Source organism: Georgenia deserti, from assembly GCF_042680605.1.
GTDB lineage: Bacteria > Actinomycetota > Actinomycetes > Actinomycetales > Actinomycetaceae > Allobogoriella > Allobogoriella deserti.
This window is the reverse complement of record NZ_JBHUEE010000003.1, coordinates 337896-361371: the sequence shown is the minus strand read 5'-3', so window position 1 is coordinate 361371 and position 23476 is coordinate 337896. Positions and strand designations below refer to the sequence as shown.

The following is a 23476-nucleotide window of genomic DNA, read 5'->3' as shown; positions in this document are numbered from 1 at the left end:
TGAGCCTGTTGGTGAGCCGGTTCCGGCGGAGACTGACGGCGATGGTGGGTTCACGGTTGACCTTCCGGTTCCGGAGGGTGCTGAGCCGGGTGACTTCACCGTCGTGGGTACGGATGACACCACTGGTGAGTCTGCTGAGGCTCCGCTGACTGTCACCGAGGGTGACGGCGGTCCGGGCCCGATTGACCCCTCGATCGAGGTTGACCCGTCGGAGGTTGCTCCGGGTGAGTCGACCGAAGTGACTGGTGAGGGTCTGACGCCGGACTCGACGGCGACCGTTGAGCTGGTCGACTCCGAGGGCAACCCGGTGGGTGAGCCGATCTCGGTGGAGACCGACGAGAACGGTGGCTTCGTGCAGGACCTTCCGGTTCCGGAGGGTGCTGAGCCGGGTGACTACACCGTGGTCGCCACGGATGACGAGTCGGGTGAGTCTGCTGAGGCTCCGCTGACTGTCACCGAGGGTGACGGTGGCCCGGCTCCGATCGACCCGTCGATCACGGTCGAGCCGAGCGAGGTCCTCGTCGGCCAGGAGGTCACGATCAGCGGTGAGGGGTACACCCCGAACTCGACCGTGACGCTTGAGGCCGTAGACGCCGAGGGCACCGTGGTCAACACCGGCGAGGCAGAGACCGACGACAACGGCGCCTTCACGCTTGAGGGCATCGTTCCCGAGGAGTTCACTCCGGGCGACTACACCGTGGTCGGCACGGACAACCCCTCGGGTGAGTCGGCCGAAGCACCGGTCACCGTGCTGGACGCTTCGGAAGGCCCGGTTGTCGGCGCTACGTCGCCCGTCCCGGCCGGGGGGACCACTGAGGTCACCTCGGGCGGCTGGCCGGCCGAGTACGGCGTCACCATCTCGCTGGTCGACGGCGACGGCAACGTCGTCGGCGAGCCGGTCGAGGTGACGACCGAGGGCAACGGCAACGTCCCGAGCGGCACCACGCTGGAGGTCCCGCAGGACGCCTCCGCCGGTGAGTACACCGTGCTCGCCAGTGGGGCCGACGGTGACGAGGCTTCGGCGGCGATCGAGGTGTACGCACCGCACATCTCCGCCACCTCGCCGGTGCCCGCCGACGGCGCGACCGAGGTCACCTCCGGTGGTTGGCTGCCGCAGACCGAGGTCACCGTGCGGTTCGGCAACCCGATCGGTGACCCGATCGAGGTCATCACCGACGCGAACGGTGAGTTCACCGTGACCGTTCCGGTGCCCGACGAGGCCGTCGTCGGTGAGACGTACGAACTCGACGCCACGGACGCCAACGGCGCCATGGCCTCGACTCCGGTCGAGGTTGTCGCCGCCCAGACGGGTGACGACCCCTCGATCATCGTCGAACCGGATGAGGTCGAGCCGGGTGGTTCCGTCGACGTGATCGGCGAGAACTTCCCACCGTCGACCGATGTCATCGTCGAGATCTCCGACGAGGACGGGCCTGTGTGCCCGCCCCTGGAGGTCACCACGGACGATGCGGGCGCCTTCCAGGTGACCCTGGAACTCTGTGAGGACGCTGGTCCTGGCGACTACACGGTCTCGGCGAACCCGGCCGACGGCAGCCCCGGCGCTTCCGCCGACCTCACCGTCACCGCTCCGGCGGGCGACGGTGACGGCGACGGATCCGGCGACGGGGACGGCGGCCAGGGATCCGGTGACGGCACCGGTTCCGGTCCGGGCAATCTGCCCGGCACTGGTTCCGACACCGCATTGCTCGTGCTGCTCGCAATGAGCGCACTGGCGGCCGGTGGCGTGCTGATCCGCACCACTCGGCTGCGGGGCGACCGCGGCTGACACCTGACGCCGTGGCCCCGGATCCCCCAGGCCGGGGCCACGGCTCAGCCCCGAGATGAACAACGACACGGCGGGGCCGCTCTCCCACGAGAGCGGCCCCGCCGTCGTCCCATCCCTGAATCCCACCACCTTCCCCGCAGAGACAATGGCCGGACCATGACGAGAATGCGCACCACGATTTTCGCCGCGGGCGTCCTCGCTCTGGCGGCCTGCACCAGCACGGCACCCGACGACGCCGATTCCGGCGCACCGGCCGGCGCTGACACGGCATCGCGGCGTCCCGAGTGCGACAGCGGCGAGCCACTCACCGAGACTCTGTCCAACGACGCGACCTGGTCCCTGTGCTGGAGCGTGGACCCGCAGCAGGGCCTCGTCCTGACGGACATCAACTACACACCGCCCGGTGCCGAGCCGATCCACATCGCGCACTCGATGGCCGTGGCACAGCTCGAGGTGCCCTACGACAGCGGTGAGCGCAACACCGAGGACATCACCGACGCCGGCTTCGGCGGTACGGCGATGCAGACGCTCACGGAGACCGAGTGCACCGGCGAGCTGGTGGCAGCGGCGATCCCCAACATCGGGGACGGCACTCACGGCAGCACACCCACGCGTGAGGTGCTCTGCTCCGAAGTGGCGGACGGAGGACTGGCGTACCGGCTCAACGAAGGCGGCGAGGTGTTCACCGACCGACGCACAGACTGGACGCTGACGACGATCTCGAAGGTCGGTTGGTACGAGTACCTCACCGTCTACACCTTCGGGCCCGACGGCTCCATCCGTCCCTCGCTCGGTGCCACCGGAGACCTCTCACCGGCCGACTACACCGACCCCGAGCACGGCTCTGCCGTCGGGCCCGGGCAGAGCGACCACGCCGCCAGCCACTCGCACAACGTCGTCTGGAGCATCCATTGGGCGCTGGACGGCGAGGGCGGCCTCGCTGTCGAGCAGTACGACGCCGACCCGACCGGTGAGACGGGCCCAGAAGCACCGATCCTCGAGGGCGCTCTCACCGAGATCCCCCGGCCCGCGATCGCGCAGTGGACCGATCGGCGCTGGTGGCGTGTGCTCAATCCATCTGTCCGCAACGCCGACGACCACCCGATCTCGTACCAGATCGACCTCGAGGGAACGGACAGCTTCACCTTCGCCCGCGACCAGGAGCACCACGGCCCGGACACTGGATACGACGTCGCCTTCACGAACCACGATCCGTGCGAGGTGTACGCCACCGGCAACCGGGGGCAGTGCGGCGCGGGAGTCCTCGACTACGTCGAGGACGGCGCCGACGAGCCGCTCGATGACGTCGTTTCCTGGGTCGCCGTCGGGTTCCACCACGTGCCCCGGGACGAAGACCAGTCCCCGATGGAGATGCACTGGCAAGGCTTCGGCCTCACCCCGCGAGATCTGACGGCCACCCGCCCGGACGCCCCGCAAGGACGCGAAGGCATCAACGGCCAGCCGGAGGACTCGCCGTACCTGAACAACTGAGTTACCTGGGCGACTGAGCTACGTGGACGACTGAGCTCCGCCGGACCTGCCGGACCCGTGCCGAACGGACGCATTTCGCCCGTACCTCACCGGTGGGGAGAGTAGAGGGGTGCAGGCGGAGGAGACCGATCGGGTGAGGCAGGAGAGTTCCGCCAGCAGGCACCTGGCATTCCTTTTCGTCTCGGCCTTCCTGGCCATCGGCAACTTCGCCGCGCTGATGTCTGTGGTGCCGCTGTGGGCCGCGCATGGGGGAGCCGGAAGTGGCGGCGTCGGGGCCACCACGGGCGTCACCCTCGGCGCGACCGTTCTCACCCAGCTCACGATGCCGTGGCTGTTCCGGTTGCTGACCCTGCGTCGCATGCTCGCCGTCGGCGCGTTCGTCCTCGCTCTGGCGACGCCTGCCTACGCGCTGACCGACGCCCTGGTTCCCGTTCTTGCCGTCTCCGCCGTGCGCGGCGCCGGGTTCGCCTGTGTCGTCGTCGCAGGTGTCGCGCTGGCCGCCGAGATCGCCCCGCCGGGACGTGTCGCCACCTCCGCCGGAATGTTCGGCGTGGCCGCCGGGCTGCCGAACGTCCTGCTCCTGCCCGCCGGCGTGTGGCTCGCACAGCAGTGGGGGTTCACGTCCTTGTTCCTCGCCGCGGCCGCCGTCGCGCTCGCGGCGGTGCCGCTCGCCCTGGCGCTGCCCGAGACCGGCGGCCACGCCACACGGCGGACGTTCGGGCACAGCCACCTCGATAGACGCCCACTGGCCGCCGCCGGCGTCTTCCTCACGACCACCGCGACCTTCGGGACGGTGGCGACATTCCTCCCCGTTGCCCTACCGGCGTCGCCGATCCCCTCGCTGGCGCTGCTCATCCTCTCGGCCGGCGCGGTGGTCACCAGGCTCGTTTCGGGCGCCGTCGCGGATCGGTATGGCTCCGGACGGCTCGTCGTGCCCTGTGCCGTGGTGTGCGGCCTCGGGGCGGCCGGCCTGGCCGCGACGATGGATGACGGCGGACCAGCGTTGGTCCTCGCGGCCGCGGTGTTCGGCCTCGGGCTCGGAGCCGTCCAGAACGATTCCTTCGTCGTCGTGCTCCAGCACTTCGGCCCGGGGCGGTCCGGTGCGGCGAGCACCATCTGGAACATCGCCTACGACGGCGGCATGGGACTTGGCCCGTTGGTCGTCGGTTTCGGTCTGGCGCTGACCGGCTACGCAGGCGTCTTCGTCGCTCTCGCGTTTGCGCTGATCGCAGCGGCGGCGGCCGGGCGGATGCTCGGGGGCCGGCGTATGGGGATGGCCGAGCACACCGGTTGACCCGCCGGCGCCGACCGGTAACTGCCGGTGGTCACAAATCGGCGACAACCTGACCGTTCCGGCACGGCGTACGGGCTCCGTCGCTAGGGTCGAAAACCAATGGTCAAATCCGCGAAAGGCCTGGATCAAAGGAGCCCCTCCCTCATGGTTCAATCAGCCGAACTCGCGCCCAGCGAGCCCTCCATTGCACGTCGCGGTCCGGGACGACCGCGGCATGCGGACACCGAGCCGCGTGCCTACCGCGCGGCTCTCGAATTGTTCGGCCGACGTGGTTGGGCGGGCCTGACGCTCGACGGCGTCGCCAGCCACGCCGGCATCGGCAAGTCCTCGATCTACCTGCGCTGGCGCGGCAAGCGTGAGCTCCTCCTCGAGGCCGTCCGTCACCTGCGCAGCCAGATGGACGTCCCTGACACGGACAGCCTGGACATTCGCGACTGCCTGGTCGCGCACGCCACCGCACGGGCGCGCCTCCTGCGCGGCGAGTACGGCCCCGCCGTCGTCAGCCTCTTCGCGGCGGTCGCCAGCGACCCGGAGGCCTTCGCCGAACTCTCCGATGAGGACGTGGTCCGTGGACTACGTGCCCTCGCCCCGCGTGTGGAGCAGGCAATCGCGGACGGCGAGCTTCGCACCGGCACGCCGGTCAGCGCGTTGCTCGACGCGATCGAGGGCGCCGTCCTCGTCCAGGCAGTGCTGGCGCCTGTCGGTGAGGCCGGTCAGCTCGAGGAGTACGTCGCCGGCCTCGTCGATCTGGAGCTGGACGGCGCGGCCGCCTGACCCACCTCCCGGCGCCTCGCGGCCGGTGTCCCGCTCGGCATCGCCCAGCAAGGCCTAGTCTCGGAGCGTGCGAGAAGCTTTCGGCGCGACCTTCGACGTCCCGGACGGGTACCTGAACACCCCGAGTATCGGGGCGCCACCGACCACGGTGGCCGCCGCCGTCGAGGACACGCTCGTGCGATGGCGCCGTGGCCTGGACACCCCGGCGGACTTCGACGGTGCGGTGCACGCCGCCCGTGTCGGTTTCGCCCAACTCGTCGGTGTGCCGGCGGACCGGGTCGCGATCGGCGCGAGTGCGTCTCAGGTGGTCTCCATGGTCGCGGCCGGCTTGCCGGAAGGCGCCCGCGTCCTGACCGCCGAGCGCGAGTTCACGTCGGTGACCTTCCCGTTCGCCGCCCGTCCCGGCGTGAGCGTGGACGAGGTGCCGCTCAGCGAGCTGCCCGGCGTGCTCACCGGGTACGACCTGGTGGCCGTCAGTGTGGCCCAGTCCGCCGACGGGGCACTGGTCGACCTCGATGCGTTGCGCGAAGCCGCGGAGCGGGTGGACGTCCCGGTCCTGCTCGACGTCACCCAGGCCGCCGGTTGGATCCCCCTGGACCTCGCGTGGGCGGACTGGGTCGCCTGTGCCGGCTACAAGTGGCTGCTCGCACCGCGCGGCGTGGCCTGGCTCGCCGTGCATCCGCGTGCCCATGAGCGCACCGTCCCGGTGGCCGCGAACTGGTACGCCGGCGAGGACCCTTGGGACACCACGTACGGGCTGCCGTTGCGCCTCGCGTCCGACGCCCGTGCTTTCGATCTCTCTCCGGCGTGGCTGGCATTCACCGGTGCCGCGGTCTCCGTGCCGTACCTCGCCGGCCTCGACCTCACCGAGGTCCGTGAGCACTGCGTCGGCCTCGCGGACGGGCTCCTCGAGCGGCTCGGGCTTCCTGGTCGGGGGAGCGCGATCGTCACCATCGGGTCCGACGACGCTGCGCAGCGCCTCGCTGCAGCCGGTGTCGTGGCGAGCGTCCGTGACGGCAAGGTCAGAGTCGGTTTCCATCTGTACAACACCGCCGACGACGTCGAACGGGTGGTCTCGGCGCTCGCCTGAGGTCCGGCGGAGCTGCCGGACGACTCAGCCGCCGACAGAGAGCGGCTCATGCCGACGCCTCTGCGGACACTGGTGCTGGAGTCTATCCATCTTCGCGATTCAGGTCGGGAGCGGCTGCGGTGTGCGCTGAGGGTTTGACCTGTGCGTCAGAGGCCGAGCAGTTGCTCGGAACGATCCCAGAATCGGCGCGCGAGGTCAGCGTCGAGGGCTTGGCCGTTTTGCGGCCTGGTTGGCTTGCGCTTGTAGAAGTACCGGCCTGGCTCCCAGTCGCGTCCCGGCGTCCCTTCGGCGAGCCACACGAGTGTGTCTGCGCCGCGATCTGGACTGATGAGCATGAGGCGCCGCGAGATCGGGTTGGTGGTGATGAAGCGCATGAGGCTGCTTTCCGACTGCGTACCGAAGCTGGAAGCCACATTTCCTGGGTAGAAGGCTGCTGCCGAGATCGTCTCGGTGCCGAAGCGCCGGTGCAGCTCGGTGGTGAACAGGACGTTCTCCAGCTTCGCGGCCGTGTAGGCCCGGACAGGGTTGAAGTTCTTGTCGTGGTTGAGGTCGTCGAGGTCGATTTCTCGCGCGGGCCGCAAAGTGCTCGAGGTCTGGATGACGCTCGCGTGGGAGGCGACGAGAGTGCCCATGAGCAGGTGGGTGAGGAGGAAGGGCGCCAGGTGATTGATCTGAAATGTGCGCTCGAAACCGTCGACGGTCTTCGTGGGGTCTCCGAAGACACCACCCGCGTTGTTGGCGAGCACGTCAATGCGGGGATAGGCAGTCTTCAACTCGCCGGCGAGGCTCCGGACCTGCTCGAGCTCGCTGAAGTCAGCGAGGAAGTAATCGGCGCCGATCTCCCGCGCCACAGTGGCGGTCTTGTGGGGTGAGCGGCCGACAACGACGATGCGATGACCGTCGCTGCTCAGCCGCTGGGCTGCCGCGGCACCGATCCCGTCGCTCGCACCGGTGATCACGACGGTCTTCGACTCTGTCATGCCAACTCCCATGGTACGCCATCTCGGATACGAAACACTGTAACATCTACGGACTGTTGTAACATGGCTCCATGGTGCGACAAGGCAGGCAGGGGGGCGCGCGTGAGCGCGCGCGCAGGGCCATGCGTGCCCAGATCTCCCAGATCGCCCTGGATCTGTGTGTGGAAGCCGGCTACGACAGCACCACGGTGGAGCAGATCTGCGCCGCTGCGGAGATCTCGCGCACGACGTTCTTCCGCTACTTCACCTCGAAGGACGACGCACTGCTTGGAGACGTGGACTCCATCGGCCTGGAGCTGCTCGAGGCGCTCCAAGAACGTCCGGACGATGAACCCGTGTGGCAGTCTCTCCGGCACGCGCTCGGAGCACTCAGCCGCAACTACGCTTCAGATCCCGACCGGACACGCCAGCTGATAACTCTTATGGACAGCGCTCCGTCGCTGGCCGCCGCCCATCTGGGTAAGCACGCACACTGGTCCCCACTCCTTCGGCCCGAGGTCTCCCGCAGACTCCAGATCGACCCCGACGATCGATCGGATCCACGTCCGCATGCGTTGATCGCCTCCGCGCTGTCCTGCTCGGACGCCGCCCTCGACGCATGGAGTGCCCACGACACTCTCGACACGATCGACGAACTCCTCGCCCGCGCAATGACCGCCATCGTGCAGTAGCGAGTCATCGACCTAAGGCGCAGCGGCCAGGGGCACATCGCAGCGAATGAGGCGACTAAAGGCCCAGGCGCGGATGCCTGGGACACCTCCCACGGGGCCGCGCATGGCACGCCAACGCCCCGGGCCACCGGCTCCGTCCGTCCACCGCGCCGTCCGTATGTTGACGCCGACGCGTTGACCAGGATCGTGGTCATGAGGCCGATCGCCCAGACGACGACAGCCACAGCCTCCGCGACCGGCGGCAACCTCGTCAGCGGTCCAGCAGAGCGAACACCAGATCGGCGGAGCGTTCGGCCGCGCCGGTGAGACCGAGCTGGAAATCGGCGACCTGCTCGCGGTGGTCCTCCACCGGGCCGCACAGGTCAGAGACCGCCCGGACCGACAGGAACGGCACACCGTAGGAGTAGGCGACCTGGGCGAGCGCCGTCGTCTCCATGTCCGTGGTGAGTGCGTGCGGGAACGCCTCGCGCACCTGCGTGACGTTGCCGGCGGTGACGAAGGCGTCCCCGGAGACCATCTGACCCACCCGCAGTGTGCCGCCCGAGGTCGTCAGCGATCGCGCCGCGCTCAGCAGCCCCGGGTTCGCCTCGTAGGTGATCGGCATGCCGGGGACCTGTCCGAGGGCGTAGTCGAACGCCGTCGCGTCCGCACCGGTGTAGGTGTACCGGTCCCCGACGACGACGTCGCCGACCTGCACCTCCGCGCCGAGCCCGCCCGCCGAGCCCGTGGAGAGGATCGCGCGCGGCCGGCACACGGACAGAGCCGCCGTCGCAGCCGCGGCAGCGTTGACAAGACCGATGCCGCTGCGCACCAGCAGGATCCGCGCGCCGGCCACGGTGAGATGCTGCAGTTCCGCCTGCCCGCGTCCGGCGGTCCGGCCGGCCTCTCGGGCGCGCCGCGCGTACGGGCTCACCTCCTCGTCCATGGCCCCGACGACGACGGCGTCGACCTCCGGCAGGTCCGCAGCGGTCGAACGGGTGAGACCCGCCGCGCCGGGAGTGACGGACATGGGGGACGACGCGGTCACGCGGCGGTCACCGTGGCCCAGCCCTCGCGCTGGGCGAGCATGGTCCGGGCCGCGTCCTGTGCGCCGGCGAGTGTGTGACTAGCGGCCCAACCGCACTGGGTCTCGTTGGCGGCGGGGACCTCGGTGGCGTCGAGGATGTCGCGCAGGGTGACTTCCACCAGGTCGAGGACCTTCTCGTACGGGTGCTCGCCGGCGAGCAGCAGGTAGAAGCCGGTCTGGCACCCCATCGGGGAGAAGTCCACGACGTCGTCGGAATGATTTCGGGAGTGCTCGGCGAAGGTGTGCTCCAGCGAGTGCACCACCGGCATCTCGAGGTGGTCGACGTTCGGCTGGCAGAACCGGATGTCGTACTTGGTGAGCACATCCCCGGCGGGCAGGCGCTTGGTGTCGGCGACCCGCACGTACGGCGCGGACACGGTGGTGTGGTCGAGGTTGAAGCTCTCGACGTTCATCGGCATTGTTGCGCTCCTCTCGGCTGCTGCTTCCCATCATCGCGTGAGAGAGCTGCGCGCCGCGCGGCGGATCAGGACACGGTCATCCCGTGGTCAGCACGTCGCGGATCTCGGCCGTGTCGACCTCGCTGAGCGTCGCGGGCGACCACGCCGGCGTGCGGTCCTTGTCCACCAGCACCGCCCGCACGCCCTCGGCGAAGTCGTGGCGGCCGATGAGCCAGTGCGCCGCACGACGCTCGCGTTCGAGACATGCGGCGAGCGACGACGTGGCGCCGGCACCGAGGAGCTCGTGCGCCGTGACGAGCGACGTCGGCGACATCGTCCGCAGGCTCGCCGCCGTGGCCGCCGCCCACTCACCGGCCGGTCCGCCGTCGTCGGCGTCGTGGTCCAGGCGCGCGAACACGGTCTCGACCGACGGGGCCGAGAACGCGTGTGCGATGACGTCGCCGACCGGCGCTAGGCTCCCCGCTCCGGCGGGCCGCCCGGTTACGGTCTCGAGGGCTGAGAGCCCGTGTTGTTCGAGGCGGTCGAGTAGGTCCGGCACGTCCGCCGAGTCGGTGTAGTGCGTGGCGAGACCGGACTCGAGCGCATCCGGGGCGTCGAGCCGGACGCCGGCCAGGGCCATGGCGAATCCGAGCGCCCCGGGCAGTCGCGGGAGCACGTGGCTGGTGCCGACGTCCGGCGCGAACCCGATCGCAGTCTCCGGCATCGCCAGCACGGCGCGCTCGGTGGCCACGCGGACGGACCCGTGCACGCTCACCCCGAGCCCGCCGCCCATCGCGACTCCGTCGAGGATCGCCACGTACGGTTTGGGGTAGCAGGCAATGGCAGCGTTGAGCGCGTACTCCTCGACGAAGAACTGCTCCGCTTCCGCAGCCTCTCCGGCGAGAACCTGTTCGCGCACGCCGCGCACGCCGCGCACGTCGCCACCGGCGCAGAACGCCCGCCCGGCACCGGTGACCACGACCGCCTCGACCGCCGGATCCTCGCGCCACGCATCAAGGGCCCTGCGCAGAGCCCGGATCATCGTGAGGTCGAGCGCGTTGAGCGCCTGCTGCCGATCGAGTTCGACGCGGCCGACCCGGCCGGCCACCCAACTCCGGACAGTCTCCGTCATGACCGTCACTCTACGAGCCGCCCGCGGCCGGCCCGGCGGCGTGCCTGCCGGTCAGGACGCGCGGCGGACCAGTCCCTCCGAGACGAGCCAGTCCAGCGCGACGTCCCCCGGCTCGGCACCGTCGACGTCCACGCGGGCGTTGAGGTCGATGAGGGTCTCGTCGGTCAGCATCGGGGTGATCTGGTTCAGCACGTCGGCCGCCGCCGGGTTCTGCTCGAGGAACTCGGTGTTGAGCACGGGTGCGACGTTGTAGGACGGGAAGTAGCTCTCGTCGTCCTCGAGAACGGTGAGATCGAGGGCGAGGATGCGGCCGTCGGTCGTGAAGATCTCGCCGAAGTTGCACGCACCGTCGGCCGTGGCCTGGTAGATCGCTCCGGTGTCCATGACTCGGAGGTTGTCGGCCGGCACTCCGTTCGGATCGCCGAGCGGGACGCCGTAGTGCTCGAGCATCGGCTCCAGGCCGTCGTCGCGGCTGCGGAACTCGCTCTCCACGCAGAACGTGCGCTCCTCGACCGGGACGTCAGCGATCTCCGACAGTGCGCTGATGCCCAGCCGCTCGGACGTCTCGGCGTTCATCGCGAAGCCGTAGGTGTTGTTCATCGGCGCCGGGTCGAGCCAGGTCAGGCCGTTCTCCAGGTCGGCGTCGTAGACGGCCTGCCACTGCTCCTCCTGGTCGGGGATGCCCGTCTCGCCCATGTAGGAGACCCAGGCCGTGCCGGTGTACTCCCACTGCATGTCGGTGTCGCCGTTCAGCATCGCGCCGCGCGCCGGGTTCGAACCGGGGATGTTGGTGGCGTCGATGACCGTGAAGCCCGCCGCACGGAGCGCGAGCACGGCGATCTTGCCGAGGATGAGCTGCTCGGTGAAGTTCTTGGCGCCGACGGTGACCCGCACGCCCTGGGCGTCGTCGATCCGCTCGATGCCGGCGGGCTCGACGGGCGGGGCGTAGCCGGACGCGGGCTGCAGCCCACACGCGGCGAGCGAAGTGGTGCCGGCCAGTGCGGTGAGGGCGACGGCGAGCCGGGTGCGGCGGGAGTGGCGGGTCATCACAGTCCTCGGGGTCGGGCGATGTGCTCGACGACGCGGCCCACCCAGTCGACGAGCAGAGCAAGCAGGGCGACGAGCAGCGCGCCGGAGTTGAGCACGGACGGCAGGTAGAGGTTGACGCCGGTCACGATGAGCTCGCCGAGTCCGCCGCCGTCGATGAAGGCGGCGAGGGTCGCCGTGCCCACGAGGAGCACGAGGGCGGTGCGGATGCCGGCGAGGATGACCGGCACGGCCAAGGGGAGCTCGACGCGCCAGAGCACGGCGAGGGCGGACATCCCCATACCGCGCCCCGCTTCGACGACGCGCGGGTCGACGCCGGTCAGGCCGACCATCGTGTTGCGCAACACGGGCAGGACCGCGTACGCCACGAGGGAGACGACGGCGGTACGCCACCCGAAGCCCAGCCACATGGCGAGCAGCACGATCAGGCCGATCGCCGGCGCGGCCTGGCCCACGTTGGCCACAGCGGTCACCGGACCGGCAGCCCGCTTGACGCGGCCGCGCGTGAGCAAGATCCCAAGCGGCACCGCGATGAGGATGACGACGAGCGCCGCCACCCCGGTCAGGCGCAGGTGCTCGACGAACATCGGGAAGAGCGTTCCCCAGCTCAGCGTCCGACTCTCGGTGGTCGTGAGATCGGCCGTGAAGAGCCAGACGAGGAACCCGGCGAGGACGAGCAGGATGATGGCGGGTTGGAGCAGGAGCGTGCGCCAGGGACGCGCGCCCTCGCCCGCTCCGAGATCGGCCTCGGTGGTGGCGTCGGAGGACTCGGTCCGCGTCGCCGTCACGATCCCGCTCCCGCCTCGTCGCCGGGCGACATGAAAGACATCACGGTGTCGATGGTGAGGAAGCCGACGTACGCGTCGCGGCGACCGGTGACGATCACGCCGTTCTGCGACGCGGTGAGCATGGTGTCCAGCGCCTCGTTCAGGGTCGATCGGCGCGAGAGCGTCGGCAGGTCCTCGTCGGCGCGCGAACCGATCGTCTCGCCGGCCGCCTCCAACTCCTCGATGCGGTGCCAACGCAGGGGTCGATCACGCTGGTCGAGGACGACGACGTAGGTGTCACCGGCCGCGCGAGCCGCCGCTACGGCGTCGGCCGTCGACGTGCTGGCCCGTGCCGTCGTACCGGTGCGGAGCGGGACGTCGCTCACCCGGGTCAGGTCCAAGGTCTTCAGGGCTGCGCCCTTGCCGATGAAGTCGACGACGAAGTCGTCCGCCGGGTTCTGGAGCAGTTCCTCCGGTGTGTCGAGCTGAACGATCCGTGCGCCGACGTCGAGGATGGCGATCCGGTCCCCGAGCTTGACCGCCTCGTCGAAGTCGTGGGTAACCATGACGATGGTCTTGCCGAGCTCCTCCTGGATGTTGAGCAGCTCGTCCTGCAGCCGCTGGCGGGTGATCGGGTCCACGGCGCCGAACGGCTCGTCCATGAGCAGCACCGGAGGGTCGGCCGCCAGCGCCCGGGCCACGCCGACGCGTTGCTGTTGGCCACCGGAGAGCTCACGGGGGTACCGGTCGCGGTACTGGCCCGGCTCGAGGCCCACCAGCTCCAGCAGTTCGTCGGTGCGCTCGGCGATCCGCTGCTTGTCCCACTTGAGCATGCCGGGTACCAGGCCGACGTTGGCGGCCACCGTCATGTGCGGGAAAAGACCGCCCGCCTGGATGACGTACCCGATGTGACGGCGCAGCTGGTCGGCGTCCTGGTTGGTGACGTCCTCGCCGTCGAGCACGATCCGGCCGGAGGTCGGCTCGATGAGCCGGTTGATCATCTTCAGCGTCGTCGTCTTGCCGCAGCCGGACGGCCCGACGAGCATGAGGATCTCGCCCGCCTTGATGTCCAGGTCGATGTGGTCCACGGCGGGCTGTGCCTGCCCGGCGTACTCCTTGGTGACCTGCTGCAGCTGGATGGACGCGCCGGTGGTACCCGGCGTCGCCGTCGCGGTGGTGGTCTCGGTGTCAGACACGGATCCCCTTGGAGGTGGTCAGGCGGCCGACGAGTACAAGGAGGACGTCGACCACGAGGGCGAGCAGGACGACGACGATCGTCCCGGTGAGGGTGGAATAGACGGCTCCTGCACCGCCGAGCCGGGAGAGTCCCGCGAAGATCAGGCTGCCCAGGCCCGGGCCGAGCACGTAGGCCGCGATGGCGGCCACGCCCATGGTCATCTGCGTCGAGACGCGGATCCCGGCGAGGATGACCGGCCAGGCCAGCGGAAGCTCGACGCGCAGCAGGGTGGCGATCCGGCTCATGCCGATGCCGCGGGCCGATTCGACGGCCGTGCGGTCGACGCCGGCCAGCCCGACGACGGCGTTGCGCAGGATCGGCAGTGCCCCGTAGAAGGTCAGCGCGATGACCGATGTGGTGATGCCGAAACCGGTGACCGTCAGCAGGATGCCCAGGAACGCGAAGGAGGGAATGGTCAGCCCGATCGCGGAGACGGAGTTGGCCGCCTCGGTCATCCTCCGGCTCCGGTACACGAACACGGCGATCAGCAGCGCGATCGCGGTGGCGAGCAGGATGCACTGCAGGACGAGGCTGACGTGCTGGTAGGAGAGGAACAGGATCTCGTCGCGCCGGTCGACGACGTACTCCCACATGACGGGCGGATTCCTCTCGGTCGCGGGTGGTTCCACCGCCGGTCGGCACGTGGCTCCGACGCGACCGTACGGCAAGGAGGGACCGTACAGGCAAACGCATGACCCGGGTAGGTGTCTGGATCAGGGTGACGGCAAGTTGCGGTCAATCGTCGGGCAAACATGCAGATGGACCGGCTAGCCGCGACGTCTCACATGACGGAAGGGTGGTGTCCGTGCCCGACGGCCCACCGCCGGGGCGCGGCCCGACCGGCGCGGGGCCGACACGCCGAGGTGGCCCCGACACGCCGAGATCTTCGGACGGCGGGTCGACCCCTGACGGTCTGTCGCGGCGGTGTCAACGCACAGACTGTGGACATCGCGCCGCGCATTCGTCCACAGCTCGAAGGTCTGTGCCTGAGTCGAACGTGGCCCCGGGCTGAGCGCGGCTGTCGCCGGTCGCCGGATGGCTCGGCCGAGGCCCCGGCGCGTCGTGCCGCGGCCGTGTCAGTGGTGGGCGAGAGACTCGGGGAGACGCGGGACGCGCAGGCGGGTCGGACGGGCGGTTCGAAGGATGTCCACAACCGCTCCCCAACGGTCTGCGGCCGGTCCACAGACGGCTCTTCGAGGAGGTTGGTCACGTCGGCGAGGCGACACGCCGATACCCAGATCTTGGGGTCCCCCTCCTCGAGGACCACTAGGTGTAGTGTTTGAAGGAGCGCGGAGAGGACTACTCTCCGACGAATCACATGGATGTTGTTACATGCGCGTCAGACCCACGACGGGACATGTGATGACGCACGAGGCAAGGAGTCCGGCTCAGATGAGCATCACCGTCTACAGCAAGCCGTCCTGCGTCCAGTGCGATGCCACCTACCGGGCGCTGAACAAGCAGGGCCTCGAGTACGACGTCGTGGACATCACCACCGACGCCGAGGCGCTGGAGAGCATCAAGGCGCTGGGTTACCAGCAGGCGCCCGTGGTGTTCGCAGACGGGGACCACTGGTCCGGGTTCCGGCCGGACAAGATCAAGGCGCTCGCGGCCCAGCAGGCCGCGGTCAGCGCCTGACGGCCGGCCACCACCCGACTTCGGCCGGGTCACCGTGACCCGGTGGCCCGGCCGAACACCAACCCACCCGGGAGACCGGCCCGGGACCGCCGGCCACGACAGATCAGAACTCGTCCCGGACTCCGGGACGAGCGCCTCGGCATCACTGAAGGAGGGTAGTGATGGGCACGATCGCCTACTTCTCCTCCGCCACGAACAACACGCACCGGTTCGTGGAGAAGCTCGGGATGCCCGCGCACCGCCTTCCCCTGCGCCCGCACGATCCGTTCGTCTCCATGGACGAGGAGTACGTCCTCATCCTTCCGACCTACGGCGGCGGCGACGGCAAGGGTGCTGTGCCCAAGCAGGTCATCCGGTTCCTCAACGACGAGCACAACCGGTCGCTGATCCGCGGGGTCATTGCCGCCGGCAACACCAACTTCGGCACCGGTTACGGCATCGCCGGGGACATCGTCTCCGTGAAGTGCCGCGTGCCGTTCTTGTACAGATTCGAACTCATGGGAACCGCCGAGGACGTGACGCGCGTCCGAGAGGGATTGGGGCAGTTTTGGCAGCAACGCTCACTGATACCGGCGTAGAGGTCGCCGGCGCGCCTCAGCTCGACTACCACGCGCTGAACGCGATGCTCAACCTGTACGACGCGGACGGGAAGATCCAGTTCGACGCCGACCGGGAGGCCGCGCGCCAGTACTTCCTCCAGCACGTCAACCAGAACACCGTCTTCTTCCACACCCTCAAGGAGAAGCTCGACTACCTGGTCGAGGAGGGGTACTACGAGGGTGAGGTCCTCGAGAAGTACTCCCACGAGTTCCTCGTCGACCTCTGGGACCAGGCATGGGCCAAGAAGTTCCGGTTCGAGACGTTCCTCGGCGCGTTCAAGTACTACACCTCGTACACGCTGAAGACCTTCGACGGGAAGCGGTACCTGGAGCGCTTCGAGGACCGCGTGGTCATGGTCGCGCTCACGCTGGCCGACGGTGACGAGACGCTCGCACGCAACATGGTCGACGAGATCCTGGCCGGCCGGTTCCAGCCCGCCACCCCGACGTTCCTCAACGCCGGCAAAGCACAGCGCGGTGAGCTCGTCTCCTGCTTCCTCCTCCGCGTCGAGGACAACATGGAGTCGATCGCGCGGGGGATCAACTCGGCGCTGCAGCTGTCCAAGCGTGGCGGTGGCGTCGCGTTGTCGCTGACGAACATCCGCGAGTCCGGCGCGCCGATCAAGAAGATCCAGAACCAGTCCTCCGGCGTCATCCCGGTGATGAAGCTCCTCGAGGACTCCTTCTCCTACGCCAACCAGCTCGGGGCGCGCCAGGGCGCCGGGGCGGTGTACCTCAACGCCCACCACCCCGACATCATGCGGTTCCTCGACACCAAGCGGGAGAACGCGGACGAGAAGATCCGGATCAAGACGCTCTCCCTGGGCGTCGTCATCCCGGACATCACGTTCGAGCTGGCCAAGAAGAACGAGGACATGTACCTGTTCTCGCCGTACGACGTCGAGCGGGTCTACGGAAAGCCGTTCTCGGAGATCAACGTCAGCGAGCATTACCACGACATGGTCGACGACGCGCGGATCAAGAAGACCAAGCTGAACGCGCGCGGCTTCTTCCAGACGCTCGCCGAGCTGCAGTTCGAATCGGGCTACCCGTACATCGTGTTCGAGGACACGGTGAACCGGGCCAACCCGATCAAGGGCAAGATCACCATGTCGAACCTGTGCTCGGAGATCCTCCAGGTCTCGACGCCCTCGACCTTCGAGGACGACCTGTCCTACGCGGAGGTCGGCAAGGACATCTCGTGCAACCTCGGGTCGCTGAACATCGCGAAGACGATGGACTCGCCGGACTTCGGCAAGTCGGTGGGGACCGCGATCCGTGCGCTGACCGCCGTCTCGGACCAGACGCACATCTGGTCCGTGCCGTCGGTGGAGAAGGGCAACAACGACTCGCACGCGATCGGACTCGGGCAGATGAACCTGCACGGGTACCTGGCCCGCGAGAGGATCCACTACGGATCCGACGAGGGCCTGGACTTCACCAACATGTACTTCTACACGGTGGCGTTCCACGCGATCACGGAGTCGAACAAGCTCGCGATCGAGAAGGGCCGGGCCTTCGCCGGGTTCGAGGAGTCGAAGTACGCGACCGGCGAGTACTTCACGAAGTACATCGAGCAGGTCTGGGAGCCGCGGACCGAGCGGGTGCGGCAGTTGTTCGCCGACGCCGGCGTGCGGATCCCGACGCAGGACGACTGGCGAGAGCTGGCCGAGTCGGTCAAGCGGCACGGCATCTACAACCAGAACCTCCAGGCGGTCCCGCCGACCGGCTCGATCTCGTACATCAACAACTCCACATCCTCGATCCACCCGATCGTCTCCAAGATCGAGATCCGCAAGGAGGGCAAGATCGGGCGCGTCTACTACCCGGCGCCGTACATGACGAACGACAACCTGGAGTACTACCAGGACGCGTACGAGATCGGCCCCGAGAAGATCATCGACACCTACGCCGAGGCCACCCAGCACGTGGACCAGGGGCTGTCGCTGACGCTGTTCTTCAAGGACACCGCCACCACGCGCGACGTCAACCGGGCGCAGATCTATGCCTGGCGCAAGGGCATCAAGACCCTCTACTACATCCGCGTGCGTCAGATGGCGCTCGAGGGCACTGAAGTGGATGGCTGCGTCAGCTGCATGCTGTGAGCCACCGGGCGGGCCGGGCCCGCCCCCGAGCTCCGACGACACCGGCCGCGCGACGTCGTCGTCGGAGCACCACCATCCGCACGTACCATCCCGGTGACGCACCGGACCGATAGGGAGAGGCACCGAGAGTGTCGGAGAAGCTCACGCTGGTCAGCAGCGTCCAGGCGATCAACTGGAACCGAGTCCAGGACGAGAAGGACGTCGAGGTCTGGGATCGCCTGACGGGGAATTTCTGGCTGCCGGAGAAGGTGCCGCTCTCCAACGACATCCAGTCGTGGAACACCCTCACCGACGACGAGAAGCTCATGACCACCCGGGTGTTCACCGGCCTGACGCTGCTGGACACCATCCAGGGCACCGTGGGGGCGGTCTCGCTCATTCCGGACGCGGTCACGCCGCACGAGGAAGCCGTCTACACGAACATCGCGTTCATGGAGTCGGTCCACGCCAAGAGCTACTCCTCGATCTTCTCCACGCTCATCTCCACCAAGGAGATCGACGCCGCGTTCCGCTGGAGCGAGGAGAACGAGAACCTGCAGCGCAAGGCCGAGATCGTCATGGACTACTACCGCGGCGACGACCCGGAGAAGCGCAAGGTGGCCTCCACGATGCTGGAGTCCTTCCTCTTCTACTCCGGCTTCTACGCGCCGATGTACTGGTCCAGCCACGCCAAGCTGACCAACACCGCGGACCTCATCCGATTGATCATCCGCGACGAGGCCGTGCACGGCTACTACATCGGCTACAAGTTCCAGAAGGCGCTGGAGAAGGCCGATGGGGCGCGCCGCCAGGAGCTCAAGGACTACACCTTCGAGCTGCTCTTCGAGCTGTACGAGAACGAGGAGCAGTACACCGAGGACCTCTACGACCCGCTCGGGCTGACCGAGGACGTCAAGGCGTTCCTGCGGTACAACGCGAACAAGGCGCTGCAGAACCTGGGTTATGAGGCGCTCTTCCCCTCGGACCAGACGCAGGTCAACCCGGCGATCCTCTCCTCGTTGAGTCCCAACGCGGACGAGAACCACGACTTCTTCTCCGGCTCGGGCTCGTCCTACGTGATGGGCAAGGCGGTCAACACCGAGGACGAGGACTGGGACTTCTGACGAGCCCGAGGCGGAGTGTGGCCGTGAGGGACGAGCGGCCGCCGGAGCCGGAGGGTGAGGAAGAGTCCCCTCAGGCTGGGACTTCTGACGAGCCCGAGGCGGAGTGTGGCCGTGAGGGACGAGCGGCCGCCGGAGCCGGAGGGTGAGGAAGAGTCCCCTCAGGCTGGGACTTCTGACGAGCCCGAGGCGTCTATCCTCGCCGGCATGCAACCGATGAAGATCCGCAACAACCGGGCGCTCGCGATCACCCTGCTTGTGGTCGGAGTGCTGTTGCTGCTCACGTCACTTGCCGCCCAGCGGTTGGTCGGAATTCTCGCAGGTGCCGTCCTCGCACTCGCCGGCGTGATGATGATGATCAATCCGATGCTGAACATCGAGCGCGGAGAGGTGCAGGTGCGTAACCCGCTCGGCATGACGCTGCGGCGCTTCGCTGTCTCCTCACCGGCGGACCTCCGCATGGCGGGTAACAATCTCCAGCACGTGCCAACCGGCAAGAAGATCGCTGGCCTCGGCTTCGGTGCCGACAAGAGCGATGTCCAGAGACTGCGTTATCAACTACCCCAGTGACGAGGTTGCTGAATCCGTCGAAATGGCGACGGATTCAGCAACCTGAGTGTGGGTCGGGCAGCGGTCAGCGGTCTCCGGCACGAGGGAACCGCACGGTGATGAGCACCGCCGCGAGCGCGATGATGCCGGAGCACCACGCGATCGAGGCCGGCGCGGCGGTGTCTCCGCCGACGAGCAACCCGCGGATGGTCTCCACCACCGGGTTGACGGGCTGGTAGGTCGCCACGGGTTGCAGCCAGTCCGGCATCGTCTCGATGGGTGCGAACGCGCTCGAGACATACGGCAGGAACAGCAGGCCGAAGCCGTAGCCGCTCGCCGCCTCCGGGCTACCCGCCACGAGTCCGACGAAGGCGAAGAGCGCGGTGATCGCCGCAATCCACAGCATGACGACGGCAAGTGCCCCGAGCCAGTCGAGCGGGGACGCCGTCGGGCGGAAGCCGATGACGAAGGCGACGCCGATCACCACCGCGGTCGCGACGAGGTTGCGGGCGACACTGGCGGTGATGTGGCCGGCGAGCACGGTGGCGGCCGGAATCGGCATGGTACGGAACCGGCGCATCGCCCCGCGGGTGATGTCGTGGTTGACGGACGTCGCCACGGACGCGGCGCCGAAGCCCGCGCAGGTGAGGACGATCCCGGGGACGACGTAGTCGAGGTAGCCCTCGCCGGAGATCGCTCCGCCGAAGACGTACGTGAAGATGAGCATGAGCATGACCGGCAGCACGATGGCCATCACCAACCCTTCGCCGTCGCGCAGGCTGTGCCGGATGCTCCGGCCGAGGAAGATCGCGCTGGACCGAAGCGCTCCGATGCCGGGCCTCGGAGCGTCGGCTGAGGCCGGTGGACGGCCGGTCACGGTCGTGATGGTGGTCATGCCGCCTCCTGGGTGAGGGCGACGAACGCGTCGTCAAGAGTGGGGGAGCGCAGTTCGACGCGTCGGCCCTGCTCGGCGGGGCCGAGGTCGGTGAGGGCGTGGGCGAGGCCGTCGGCGGTGCCGTCGGTGTCGATGCTGCGCAGTTCGTTGCCCTCGTCGTCGAACAACACCAGCCGTTGACCGCCGACCAGCGCGGTGAGCTGCGCAGCCGTGCCGTCGGCGACGATCCGCCCGCGGTCGAGGACGACGATGCGGTCGGCGAGGGCCTCGGCCTCGTCGAGCGTCTGCGTCGTGAGAAAGATGGTCGTGCCAGTGGCGGCCAGGCTGCGCACGTCCCGCCAGACGCGGGCTCGGCTGACCGGGTCCAGTCCCGTGGTCGGCTCGTCGAGGAACAGCACCTCGGGACGGCGCAGGAACGAAGCAGCCAGGTCTAGGCGGCGTCGCATCCCACCGGAGTAGGTGGCCACGGTGCGTGCGCCCGCGACGGTGAGACCGAACTGGTCGAGCAGCTCGTCCGCCCGGCGCCCGGCGGTCCGGCCGAGTCCGAGCAGCCGGCCGAGCATGACGAGGTTCTCCCGCCCGGTCAGCAGGTCGTCGAGCGTGGTCTCCTGCCCGGTCACCGCGATGTGCGAGCGGACCCGGATGGGATCAGCGACGACGTCGATGCCGGCGATGCGGGCCGTCCCACCGTCGGGGCGGACCAGTGTCGTGAGGATGGAGACCAGGGTGGTCTTCCCGGCCCCGTTCGGGCCGAGCAGGGCGAACACGCCGCCGTCGACGGCCAGGTCGAGGCCGGCAAGGACTGGTTCGCGGTAGGCCTTCCGTAGGCCCGTGAGTTCGATGCTCGTGGTCATGGCACCTCGTTCGGGGTGGCAGCAATTTCGTATATGGCACACACAGTATGCCATGTAAACAGTATGCGTACAACACAGTGTGCGGTGCATACAGTGTGTCGAGGAGGTGGCTATGCCGGACGAGGACGAGCTCTCACGCGTCATCGCGCTCGCGTGGGGCGTCGCCGCCGCGCCGCAGCGGGGACCGAAACGTGAACTGAGCGTGGAGCGGATCGTCGAGACCGCTATCGAGATCGCCGACGCCGAAGGGCTGCAGGCGGTCACGATGCAGCGCGTGGCGCAGTCCTTCGGCTTCACCACGATGGCGCTCTACCGCTACGTCGCGACGAAGAGCGATCTGTACAAGCTCATGATGGACGCGGCCGTCCGCGACGACACAGTCGCCGTCGACAGCGAGGACTGGCGGGCAGGCCTGGAGCAGGTCTCGCGCGGCCTCCTCCACGCCTACCGCGCACACCCGTGGATGCTGGACATCCCGGTCTCCGCCGAGGCGCTGCTCATGCCCGGTCAGGTTCGTGTGGCGGACGCCGCGCTGCGCGCGATGCGCAGCCTGCACCTGACCGACCAGGAGAAACTCGGCCTCCTCATGGCCGTCTCCACATTCGTGCGCGGGCACGCGCAGATCATTCGGGACGTGGAGGCCGGCCCCGTCGGCACACCGGCGACCATCGAACTCGTCCGCGAGGTGGCGAATCCGGCGCGGTTCCCTGACCTCGCCCCACTGCTCGAGTCCGGCCTGTACTTCGCCGGCAGCGACGAGGACGTGTCCGCGGAGGAGATCGACGACTTCGCAACCGGCCTCGAGATCCTCCTCGGCGGCATCGAGGCGACGTTCGGGACGCGCGAGGGCGCGCCCCCACCGGCAGGCCCGGAGCTGTCACCGCAGGAGGAGTTTGAGCGCGCCGAGACCGAACTGCAGCACGCGACCGCGCTGCGCAAGGCGACTCAGCGGCGCGCCAACGAACTCGTCAAGGCGGAGAACCGTGCGCGCACCGCGCGCGACCAGGCGAAGGAAGCCGCGAAAGCCGCGGCCAAGACCGACGGACGCTAGTCGCCTTGCTCGGGCTGTCGACCGCGGGCTTGCCGAAGCATCTGCTTGGCCTCCTCGATGAGTCGCAGCGGCGTGTCGAGATCAGGCAGATCCGGTTCCGGCGACCAGAGCTCGTCCCTGTCATGAACCGCGCGTGCGTCGGCGATGAGCGGCTCGACGTCGGTCACCAGGGCGCCACGCGAGGAGTCGTCGACGAGTTCGGCGCGGATGGCGTCGTGGTCGAGTGCTGCTCGCGAGGCGATGAGCGTCGCGTTGCCGAAGCGCATGCCCTTGAGGGCCGACCCCTGCACGATCATGGCGACATGTCCGAAGACCGCACGCAACGTGGCGAGCTGGCGTCGAGTGAAGTCCAGCTCAGGACCCGCGACCGAGTTCATCACGAGGACACCGTGCTCGGATATCGCCTCCCTCGCGGCGGCGAAGCATTCGGCTGAGGTGAAGGCTGGTGGAATCCGACCACCGGTGAACACGTCTATGACGACGGCGTCGAAGTCGTGCCCCGCGGCGGTGTGCAGCCACGCACGAGCGTCACCGACCTGAACCTCGACTCCTTCCGGGATGCTGAACCGGTTCCGCGTGAGTTCGACGAGGACCGGGTCGAGCTCGATGACCAGTTGCCGAGAACCGGGCCGCCCCTCGGCGATCGCTCTCGGTAAGGCGAGCAGCCCACCGCCGAGGTGCGCGCACCTGATCGGACCACTACGCCCGAGTGCGGCGAGCATCCACCGCACAGCTGCGAGCCGCGGAGGATCCCCGGCACGGCCAACATGGGACTGACGGACGCCGTCGACCTCGAGCGACCACCCGCCGTCCCGTGCGACAAGCTGAGCCGTCCGTCCGTCGGACAGCACGACAGTCTCGCGCTGCGAACTCTCGCCGGGTGTCGGCGCCGATGTTGACATGCGTCGATCCTGCCAGGAACTATCCCGATGCCGACGATCGGTACCGTGGT

At 68.5% G+C, this 23476-nt stretch carries 23 protein-coding genes; 12 read left to right on the top strand and 11 right to left on the bottom strand.

The features are described from left to right. The 5 genes from ACFSE6_RS08415 to ACFSE6_RS08395 all read left to right on the top strand — a co-directional run. Nucleotides 1–1786: hypothetical protein (locus ACFSE6_RS08415; protein ID WP_465254129.1), on the top strand; the 1786-nt coding region annotated here is incomplete at its 5' end. A gap of 165 nt (nucleotides 1787–1951) precedes the next feature. After that, nucleotides 1952–3277 (top strand): copper amine oxidase, encoded by a 1326-nt coding sequence (locus ACFSE6_RS08410; RefSeq protein WP_388004968.1) that lies wholly within the window; start codon nucleotides 1952–1954, stop codon nucleotides 3275–3277. A 133-nt stretch (nucleotides 3278–3410) separates the two neighbouring features. Further along, a complete protein-coding gene (locus ACFSE6_RS08405) occupies nucleotides 3411–4571 on the top strand; it encodes an MFS transporter (protein WP_388004965.1) in 1161 nt (386 codons plus the stop codon). Between the two features lie 144 nt (nucleotides 4572–4715). Further along, entirely contained in the window at nucleotides 4716–5345 is a 630-nt protein-coding gene (locus tag ACFSE6_RS08400; RefSeq protein WP_388004962.1) for a TetR/AcrR family transcriptional regulator, read from the top strand. Between the two features lie 67 nt (nucleotides 5346–5412). Further along, nucleotides 5413–6435, top strand: coding sequence for an aminotransferase class V-fold PLP-dependent enzyme (locus ACFSE6_RS08395; RefSeq protein ID WP_388004959.1), 1023 nt, complete (start codon nucleotides 5413–5415; stop codon nucleotides 6433–6435). Nucleotides 6436–6581: 146 nt separating this feature from the next. Here ACFSE6_RS08395 and ACFSE6_RS08390 read toward each other — a convergent pair whose 3' ends face one another. Then, complete coding sequence (locus ACFSE6_RS08390) at nucleotides 6582–7415, bottom strand: SDR family NAD(P)-dependent oxidoreductase (protein ID WP_388004956.1); 834 nt, start codon at nucleotides 7413–7415, stop codon at nucleotides 6582–6584. 71 nt (nucleotides 7416–7486) lie between these two features. Here ACFSE6_RS08390 and ACFSE6_RS08385 point away from each other — a divergent pair, with 71 nt between their 5' ends. Next, complete coding sequence (locus tag ACFSE6_RS08385; protein ID WP_388004953.1) at nucleotides 7487–8086, top strand: TetR family transcriptional regulator; 600 nt, start codon at nucleotides 7487–7489, stop codon at nucleotides 8084–8086. A 250-nt stretch (nucleotides 8087–8336) separates the two neighbouring features. Here ACFSE6_RS08385 and mtnN read toward each other — a convergent pair whose 3' ends face one another. From mtnN to ACFSE6_RS08350, 7 genes are all read right to left on the bottom strand, one after another. After that, nucleotides 8337–9113, bottom strand: a complete 777-nt coding sequence (gene mtnN / locus ACFSE6_RS08380) for a 5'-methylthioadenosine/S-adenosylhomocysteine nucleosidase (protein ID WP_388004950.1) — start codon at nucleotides 9111–9113, stop codon at nucleotides 8337–8339. After that, on the bottom strand, nucleotides 9110–9571 hold the full coding sequence (locus ACFSE6_RS08375) for an S-ribosylhomocysteine lyase (RefSeq protein WP_465254128.1): 462 nt from the start codon (nucleotides 9569–9571) through the stop codon (nucleotides 9110–9112). The genes mtnN and ACFSE6_RS08375 overlap by 4 nt, the downstream gene beginning before the upstream one ends. A gap of 76 nt (nucleotides 9572–9647) precedes the next feature. Then, a complete protein-coding gene (locus ACFSE6_RS08370) occupies nucleotides 9648–10682 on the bottom strand; it encodes an enoyl-CoA hydratase/isomerase family protein (protein WP_388004947.1) in 1035 nt (344 codons plus the stop codon). Between the two features lie 51 nt (nucleotides 10683–10733). Beyond that, a complete protein-coding gene (locus ACFSE6_RS08365) occupies nucleotides 10734–11729 on the bottom strand; it encodes a glycine betaine ABC transporter substrate-binding protein (protein WP_388004944.1) in 996 nt (331 codons plus the stop codon). Next, a complete protein-coding gene (locus ACFSE6_RS08360; RefSeq protein ID WP_388004941.1) occupies nucleotides 11729–12517 on the bottom strand; it encodes an ABC transporter permease in 789 nt (262 codons plus the stop codon). The genes ACFSE6_RS08365 and ACFSE6_RS08360 overlap by 1 nt, the downstream gene beginning before the upstream one ends. Then, on the bottom strand, nucleotides 12514–13692 hold the full coding sequence (locus tag ACFSE6_RS08355) for an ABC transporter ATP-binding protein (protein WP_388004938.1): 1179 nt from the start codon (nucleotides 13690–13692) through the stop codon (nucleotides 12514–12516). The genes ACFSE6_RS08360 and ACFSE6_RS08355 overlap by 4 nt, the downstream gene beginning before the upstream one ends. Then, nucleotides 13685–14326, bottom strand: a complete 642-nt coding sequence (locus tag ACFSE6_RS08350; protein WP_388004935.1) for an ABC transporter permease — start codon at nucleotides 14324–14326, stop codon at nucleotides 13685–13687. The genes ACFSE6_RS08355 and ACFSE6_RS08350 overlap by 8 nt, the downstream gene beginning before the upstream one ends. A gap of 799 nt (nucleotides 14327–15125) precedes the next feature. On the opposite strand from ACFSE6_RS08350, the gene nrdH reads away from it, so the two are divergent. From nrdH to ACFSE6_RS08325, 5 genes are all read left to right on the top strand, one after another. Next, nucleotides 15126–15371, top strand: coding sequence for a glutaredoxin-like protein NrdH (gene nrdH / locus ACFSE6_RS08345; protein ID WP_388004932.1), 246 nt, complete (start codon nucleotides 15126–15128; stop codon nucleotides 15369–15371). Between the two features lie 161 nt (nucleotides 15372–15532). Continuing rightward, nucleotides 15533–15949 carry a class Ib ribonucleoside-diphosphate reductase assembly flavoprotein NrdI gene (gene nrdI, locus ACFSE6_RS08340; protein WP_388004929.1) on the top strand — a complete coding sequence of 139 codons (417 nt, stop codon included), beginning with the start codon at nucleotides 15533–15535 and terminating at the stop codon, nucleotides 15947–15949. After that, on the top strand, nucleotides 15919–18075 hold the full coding sequence (gene nrdE / locus ACFSE6_RS08335; protein WP_388004926.1) for a class 1b ribonucleoside-diphosphate reductase subunit alpha: 2157 nt from the start codon (nucleotides 15919–15921) through the stop codon (nucleotides 18073–18075). The genes nrdI and nrdE overlap by 31 nt, the downstream gene beginning before the upstream one ends. Nucleotides 18076–18203: 128 nt before the next feature. Next, nucleotides 18204–19178: a class 1b ribonucleoside-diphosphate reductase subunit beta gene (gene nrdF / locus ACFSE6_RS08330; protein WP_388004923.1), complete on the top strand. Its 975-nt coding sequence runs from the start codon at nucleotides 18204–18206 to the stop codon at nucleotides 19176–19178. Between the two features lie 204 nt (nucleotides 19179–19382). Next, nucleotides 19383–19745 carry a hypothetical protein gene (locus tag ACFSE6_RS08325; protein ID WP_388004920.1) on the top strand — a complete coding sequence of 121 codons (363 nt, stop codon included), beginning with the start codon at nucleotides 19383–19385 and terminating at the stop codon, nucleotides 19743–19745. 64 nt (nucleotides 19746–19809) lie between these two features. On the opposite strand, the gene ACFSE6_RS08320 is transcribed toward ACFSE6_RS08325, so the two are convergent. Continuing rightward, the gene (locus ACFSE6_RS08320; RefSeq protein ID WP_388004917.1) at nucleotides 19810–20619 is read right to left on the bottom strand and encodes an ABC transporter permease; all 810 of its coding nucleotides are present in this window, start codon (nucleotides 20617–20619) and stop codon (nucleotides 19810–19812) included. After that, a complete protein-coding gene (locus tag ACFSE6_RS08315; protein ID WP_388004914.1) occupies nucleotides 20616–21473 on the bottom strand; it encodes an ABC transporter ATP-binding protein in 858 nt (285 codons plus the stop codon). The genes ACFSE6_RS08320 and ACFSE6_RS08315 overlap by 4 nt, the downstream gene beginning before the upstream one ends. 112 nt (nucleotides 21474–21585) lie before the next feature. On the opposite strand from ACFSE6_RS08315, the gene ACFSE6_RS08310 reads away from it, so the two are divergent. Next, a complete protein-coding gene (locus ACFSE6_RS08310; protein ID WP_388004911.1) occupies nucleotides 21586–22524 on the top strand; it encodes a TetR/AcrR family transcriptional regulator in 939 nt (312 codons plus the stop codon). On the opposite strand, the gene ACFSE6_RS08305 is transcribed toward ACFSE6_RS08310, so the two are convergent. Continuing rightward, entirely contained in the window at nucleotides 22521–23426 is a 906-nt protein-coding gene (locus ACFSE6_RS08305) for a spermidine synthase (protein WP_388004908.1), read from the bottom strand. The two genes, ACFSE6_RS08310 and ACFSE6_RS08305, sit on opposite strands and share 4 nt — an antisense overlap. Nucleotides 23427–23476: the final 50 nt, after the last annotated feature.